6 protein-coding genes are annotated in these 6,564 nt (G+C 41.6%); 1 reads left to right on the forward strand and 5 read right to left on the reverse strand.

Annotated elements, in window-relative coordinates:
• Positions 1-23 precede the first annotated feature (23 nt).
• A complete protein-coding gene (locus AC1TO6_RS15885) occupies positions 24-1,100 on the reverse strand; it encodes an undecaprenyldiphospho-muramoylpentapeptide beta-N-acetylglucosaminyltransferase (RefSeq protein ID WP_482102604.1) in 1,077 nt (358 codons plus the stop codon).
• 117 nt (positions 1,101-1,217) lie between these two features.
• Here AC1TO6_RS15885 and AC1TO6_RS15890 point away from each other — a divergent pair, with 117 nt between their 5' ends.
• Positions 1,218-2,564 (forward strand): MATE family efflux transporter, encoded by a 1,347-nt coding sequence (locus AC1TO6_RS15890; RefSeq protein WP_482102595.1) that lies wholly within the window; start codon positions 1,218-1,220, stop codon positions 2,562-2,564.
• Positions 2,565-2,614: 50 nt separating this feature from the next.
• Here the strand turns inward: AC1TO6_RS15890 and AC1TO6_RS15895 are convergent, their stop codons facing one another.
• From AC1TO6_RS15895 to AC1TO6_RS15910, 4 genes are all read right to left on the reverse strand, one after another.
• A complete protein-coding gene (locus AC1TO6_RS15895) occupies positions 2,615-3,694 on the reverse strand; it encodes a Ger(x)C family spore germination protein (RefSeq protein ID WP_482102596.1) in 1,080 nt (359 codons plus the stop codon).
• Positions 3,691-4,710, reverse strand: a complete 1,020-nt coding sequence (locus AC1TO6_RS15900) for a GerAB/ArcD/ProY family transporter (RefSeq protein ID WP_482102597.1) — start codon at positions 4,708-4,710, stop codon at positions 3,691-3,693. Before AC1TO6_RS15900 ends, AC1TO6_RS15895 begins: the two co-directional genes overlap by 4 nt.
• Positions 4,707-6,152 carry a spore germination protein gene (locus tag AC1TO6_RS15905; RefSeq protein ID WP_482102598.1) on the reverse strand — a complete coding sequence of 482 codons (1,446 nt, stop codon included), beginning with the start codon at positions 6,150-6,152 and terminating at the stop codon, positions 4,707-4,709. Before AC1TO6_RS15905 ends, AC1TO6_RS15900 begins: the two co-directional genes overlap by 4 nt.
• Positions 6,153-6,398: 246 nt before the next feature.
• A partial coding sequence (locus AC1TO6_RS15910) for a CAP domain-containing protein (RefSeq protein ID WP_482102605.1) occupies positions 6,399-6,564 on the reverse strand: 166 nt, incomplete at its 5' end.

The following is a 6,564-nucleotide window of genomic DNA, read 5'->3' on the forward strand; positions in this document are numbered from 1 at the left end:
GAATGAGAGAATCTCCGTTTCTACTATTTCCGGTGTGACAATATCATTTCAACCATTTCTTCCGGTATTATAGGAGTAGCAACTTTTTTCATATTCTCTATCAAGTTACCCTTCTTTTCTACAAAAGTGAAAAATTCATCGGATAATGGGTGTAGCCCTACATCTTCTTCTTTTAACACATGCGCAAGACCGAGTGATTCGAAATAAGCAGCATTCAAAATCTGATCCCCTCTACTCTTTGCAGCGGAGAGTGGAATAAGTAGCATTGGTTTTTGTAATGCCAGCAATTCAAAGATTGCATTCGAACCCGCTCTTGAAACCGCAAAATCAGATGCCGCCAATAAATGTGGCAGATCGTCCGTCACATACTCGAATTGACTATAGCCGGAGGTACTTTCGAGCGTTTCATCAAGGTTCCCTTTCCCGCAAAGATGGATTATATCGAACTTCGACAAAATTCGAGTTAGATCTTGCCTGACAGCTTCGTTTAATACGGCCGAACCTTGACTCCCCCCCATAATGATCAGCACGTTTTTTTCTCCTGTTAGACCCGCAATACGCAAACCTTCTTTTCGGATACCATCGAACAATTCTGGTCTAATGATGGCGCCTGAACACGTCGCTTTCCCAGTAGGAACATAATTCAGCGTCTGTTCGAACACCGTAAAGATATGATTTGAAAAAGGTAATGCCATTTTGTTAGCAAGCCCTGGCGTCACATCAGATTCGTGGATAACGACAGGCACTTTCGTCATTTTCGCAGCTAAAACGACAGGGACTGAAACAAATCCGCCCTTAGAAAAAATGATTTCCGGTTTGATTTTCCGGATGACCGCTAATGCCTGGATAACACCAGCCCCGACACGAAAAGGATCCGTGAAATTTTTCATAGAAAAATAACGACGCAGTTTCCCGCTTTGGATGGCATGATAAATCACTTCAGGATGACCATCACCAATCAATTCCTTTTCGATGCCTTCGTGGGAGCCTATATAATGGATTTCATATCCTTTTTCGCTGAATACAGGGATAAGTGCTTCATTCACAGATACGTGTCCTGCTGTACCGCCCCCTGTTAATAATATAACCGGCGTTTTAATGTCCACTCACCTCTTCTACATTAAGAAATATGCTACAACTTTACGTTACCTCTTTGCTATTATAGCAAACGTAGCATGGTATAATAGTGTTTAATTGAAGAATAAAGGGTGATTTGTTTGGAAACAGCAGTTCCACTAAAGCAAAAATCAGTTAGATTGGCGACAATCGTATTGCCGATACTGGTTACACAGGTCGCTCTATACATGATGACGTTCTTCGACATCCTTATGACAGGTCGATATGATACATACCACCTTGCAGGCGTCACAATCGGTTCTTCTTTCTGGGTACCCGTCTATACAGGGCTCGCTGGAATTTTGATGGGGCTTACACCAATCATTGCTCAGTACATTGGGGCGCGACGTAAGGACGAGGTCCGGCCTTCCGTTCAACAAGGTCTTTACGTCGCGGTCGTACTAGCTGCAATTGTCTTTGCCATCATTCAGTTCGCAGTTGCCCCTATACTAGAAGCAATGCCCCTCGAGGATGAAGTACGCATTGTTGCAGCCGCTTATTTGAAAGGGATGAGCTTTGGTCTTCTTCCTCTCTTTGCCTATACAGTGCTCCGATCGTTTTTTGATGCACTTGGGGCGACACGCGTCTCGATGTTCATCATTTTATTATCTGCGCCTATCAACATCTTCATAAACTATTTGCTCATCTACGGAAATTGGGGTTTCCCTGAACTCGGCGGGGCAGGGGCAGGATATGCATCCGGAATAACCTATTGGCTCGTTTTTTTCATTGCTTGTTTAGTCGCGTGGAAACGTAAGCCGTTTAACGAGTTTATGCTTTTTAAAAGATGGGAAATGGTATCATTCAAAAGATGGAAAGGGATCTTACTCATCGGTGTCCCTATCGGAATTTCAATATTTGTAGAGACTAGTATCTTTTCTGCTGTCACATTAATGATGAGTAACTATTCGACAGCGGTTATTTCCGCACACCAGATTGCACTTAATTTCACATCGCTTCTATACATGCTACCACTAAGTATTTCAATGGGTGCTACAATACTCATCGGCCAGGCCGTGGGTGCTAATCAGATGCGAGACGCAAAACAATATAGTTATCTAGGTGTTGGTTTAGCAATTGCACTCAGCTTTGTATCAATTGCAATTCTACTGGTGTTCAGGACGCCGATTGCTTCCCTTTACACGACGGATGGACAGATTATCGGTTTAGCAACACAGTTCCTCATCTTTGCTGCATTATTCCAGTTTTCAGACGCAATTCAAGCTCCTGTGCAAGGCGCACTACGTGGCTATAAGGACGTTAATATGACCTTCGTCATGGCGATTGTTTCCTATTGGGTGCTTGGTTTGCCAATCGGTTATTTGACGGCGACGTACACCGATCTGGGGCCGTACGGTTATTGGATAGGATTGATTGCCGGGTTAACGGTTGGTGCAGTTACACTTACAACAAGGCTTGTCTATATTCAAAAACACAAATTCAGTTAAAAAATAAAACCCGCGATGGCTGCATATAAGCTCGCGGGTTTTATAATATTTCAATTCAGTATACCTGTCCGCGTAATTTCCGCCTCGACTTTTACTTTTATGTCGAGCTCCGAAAACGTATCATGCCATTTCCCTTTGTTCCATAAGTTAGGATGGAAGGCGCGAACTGTCCTGCCGAAACCAACGGCATCACTTTTAGCTTCTTGCAATTTTTTGATTACCTTATTGAAATCCTTTGTTAGTTCTTTCGAGAGAAATTTTTCTACTTCTTTCCTTATTTTTTTTTCATCCAGATGATCGTAAGGAAATTCCTCTACATTGAATTTCATTTTATAAGTTGCATCGATCTTGCCGTCCCGAATGTCCCATTTCCGTTTATATCTGGACAGCTCAACCGTAAGTGGATAAGATTTACCGTCTTTTTTCCACATATATGTGAACAGCGAATACTTTCCAGGTTTCTTTTCAAGAACTTGGACGATTATAGATTCCTTCTTGTCTAATGTGTGTCCCGTGAAAACTTTTTCACTGAATAAAGCTAAACCCGACACTTCAGGAGTACCCGTCTTTTCGGACATTTTAATGAAAGGCAGTGTAAGGGCAATTCCTTCGTCAATTAGTCTTCTAGCAGCGTTCTGGATATCTATGTCTGGCAGAACAGATAAAGCTAAGTCAGTTTCTAAAAGGTCGTGATAGTAATCAGGTAATTCTATGGTAAGCTTTTCTGACTTCTCCATATATGGAGCCATTTCCCCTTCTACAACCGCCACTTTAGTGCTCATCCGGTTACGTGGCGTTCTGTAGATTGCATCAAAAGTCTTTGCTATATCCGACTTCGCTGTCCCTTCAGTAATGAGTAGTACTTGCAAGTTCGACAAATCAAGAGTTTCACTGGTCTTTACATTTGCATCAAATCGCGTATCCCTTGCGGAAACACCGGTTCCTTCAACAGTCGCATAACTGATGGATTCATTGGCTATCTCGGAGAAGGAGTAGTATCCCGTGAATTTCCCGTCCTCTTCCTCAAGACCAAAGAGCGGGACGATGGAGACCTCCTTGTATAATTGTTCATCCCAACATCCTGCCAACAGGAAAGAACATGTGATGAAAATGACTGCAATTTTCTTCATTTCTCTTTCCTCCTATTCGCAATGATGACGATGGTCGGAATAATGATAGTAAATAGGAGATGCACATAAGGGATTACGTCATTCAATATTTCTATATACTTTTTTGACACAAAGAATAAGGGCAATAAAACAAGCAAAACATGCCAAATAATTGTATCCCTTTTGTGATGCTCGTTTGCATGGAGCCGGTGAACATACAAAGCGGAAAAAGAGAGGATTGCAACGGTAATGATGCTCCAAATCATCCAAATGTAAAGGAAAAACAAGTCGAGACGCTCGACAAAAGTTACTTCCTGGGATTTCAAAATATAAAGAAGCGGTTCCGGGATCGTTTGCAAGCCGGTGAACGTGAAATATAACATTGTAATCATGATGGATATAAAGAAGAACGAAAACCACGTCATTTGGTAGACGAATAACGGGAAACCTTTTATTTTCTCCTTTACATCGACGTGCCCTCTGAAAAACAAATATAATTCAATTCCTAAGAAAGCAATCTGTGCCTTTATAAGACCTCCAACCCATTCCTTTCCAGTCGATTCCCCTAAAGGGAAAATGTTCGTCCATACGAGATCACCCCAAGCAAACTGCAGAAATATCATAAAAAGAATGATGAGCGGGATAAGAATGACCGTTAAATTAATGACAGTTTCTGCCCTGCTCAAATTTGCATACAGCGATACACTAACCATCGCCGCTAGGGCGATAAATTGAGGTGTTTCCGGGAACCCCCAGACTGCAAGTGTATAGTCGATGTATGCAAGGTATGATACCGCAACAAAAAGCCAGTACCCTTTATACAACCAACCGACGACAGGACCAATAGTAAAACGCTTATAATACCGTTCATAAAAGAGTAGTAGCAAGTAGTGAAGGACTCCGGCAACGAGAAATACAAGCCACGCATCCCTGCCCGACGCAGTAATGAACGGTGATGGAAAGGAAAAGAATGACGAACCGGTCTGTACAATGAAAAGAAGTAGAAAAAACTGAACTCTCGACAAATTGAAATTCAAGTTTCTTCACCGTCCTTTTGCTTCTGCTTGCCCCCTCCTCCGTGCGTTAATGTCTGTTGTTGCTTATGGTTTTTATAATATGGAATCCTAAAGAATACATTTTTGAATCGGGAAGGGTCGAATGGAATCAACGGTGACAAATAGGGTTGTTTCAGTGAAGACTGATTCATCATATGGATAAACAGGATGAGTGTCGCGATAGCGATGCCAAAAAAACCAAAAAGAGTTGCTGCAACCATCATCGGATATCTGATGAGTCGTATTGCCGTGTTCATTTCAAGATTTGGTACGACATAACTTGCAATTGCAGTCATCGCCACGACAATGACCATCAAATTTGACACGAGTCCTGCAGTAACGATTGCATCTCCGATAACGAGGCCTCCTACAATACCAATTGTAGGCCCAATCGGTGCCGGTAGCCTGATTGTCGCTTCGCGGATGACTTCTATGAAAATCTCCACAATAAGCGCTTCAGCAATAGGCCGGTACGGAATATCTTGTACAGCAATTTTGACTTTTTCACTTAGTTGAAACGGCAAAATCTCAGAATGGAAACCGACTACCGCAATATAAAATGAAGGCAAGAAAATAGCTATCATGAAACAAAATAATCTGAGTATACGAAAGAAAGTACCGACATAGACACGTCCATTAAAGTCGTCCGGTGACTCGAAAAACGAAAAAAAAGTAACCGGCGCGACGAGCACTGCAGGTGATTGGTTGGTGAAAATGGCTATCTTACCTTCCAGCAAATTCGCGACAACACGGTCTGGCCTTTCCGTGTTAAGGAACTGCGGGAAAGGGGACCAAACGGAATCCTCCAAATAATCTTCGATTTGTCCAATGCTGTGTACTTTGGGTGCATCGATATCTTCCAGACGACTTTTAACGTCTTGAACAACATCTTTATCAGCGATCGACTCAATATAGACATACGTGATTTTCGTATTCGTTACTTTACCGATCCGAATATCCTTTACGACTAAATCCGAAATTGCAAGATGCTTGCGAATGAGGGATATATTTTTGTCGGTGCTTTCTACGAAGCCTTCATGGGCACCCCGAATGACAAATTCATTAGTGGGTTCAGACGTTGATCGAACTTCATAAGCTGGTATCGTAATTGTCATAATCAGGTTGGTCGCAGGGTAATAGATTGCAACAAACCCGTTTGTAACACTTTCGATCAATTTCGGTACTGAAAATGCTTCCACACTCGATACGGCAGTTACACCCCAATCTGGAAGCTCATCAATCTCGCGTTTCCCTATAATATCGATTTGTCGATTCACTTCACCACTATCCATCATCGTATTAAAAAAGCAGACGATACCGAGCCCATTTTCCCAATTGACTTCCCGTACGATAAGATCCGTAGAATCATGGAATAAATTTTTTATGTATAAAATCAAACTGTCATTCGATTTCACTTCACTCATCACACTCACCTCTATAAGAGTATGCGCAACGCAAAAAAGTTTTAAACTTTTTCTGAAAGTGAGCTTGGGTTGCACTTTTCAGTTTACATAACTATATTATATGACCCATCTTGGAAAATTTGAAATGGTTAAAATCGTAATGTATACAATCAATTTAACTGGTTAACTAAAACTGTAATAAAATAATAAAAGAGTCATCCTCTGTACTGGAATGCTTCCAGTGCAAAGGACAACTCTTCGATTATATTATTTTTGGATAAACTGTTGTGTCCAGTAATTACCGTTTTTGTCATAACCGATACCAATGTGAGTGAATCCAGGTGTTAAGATATTTTGTCTATGTCCTGGTGATTCCATCCATCCTTTTACAACCTCTTCAGCTGAACGTTGACCCATCGCAATGTTTTCTGCT

The sequence above is a fragment of the Sporosarcina sp. Y352 genome (genome assembly GCF_056786535.1).

What these genes read in the sequence shown, in the direction of transcription:
- AC1TO6_RS15895 (WP_482102596.1), bottom strand. Translation starts at nt 3,694, where the DNA reads ATGAAGAAAATTGCAGTCATTTTCATCACATGTTCTTTCCTGTTGGCA.
- AC1TO6_RS15905 (WP_482102598.1), bottom strand. Translation starts at nt 6,152, where the DNA reads ATGAGTGAAGTGAAATCGAATGACAGTTTGATTTTATACATAAAAAAT.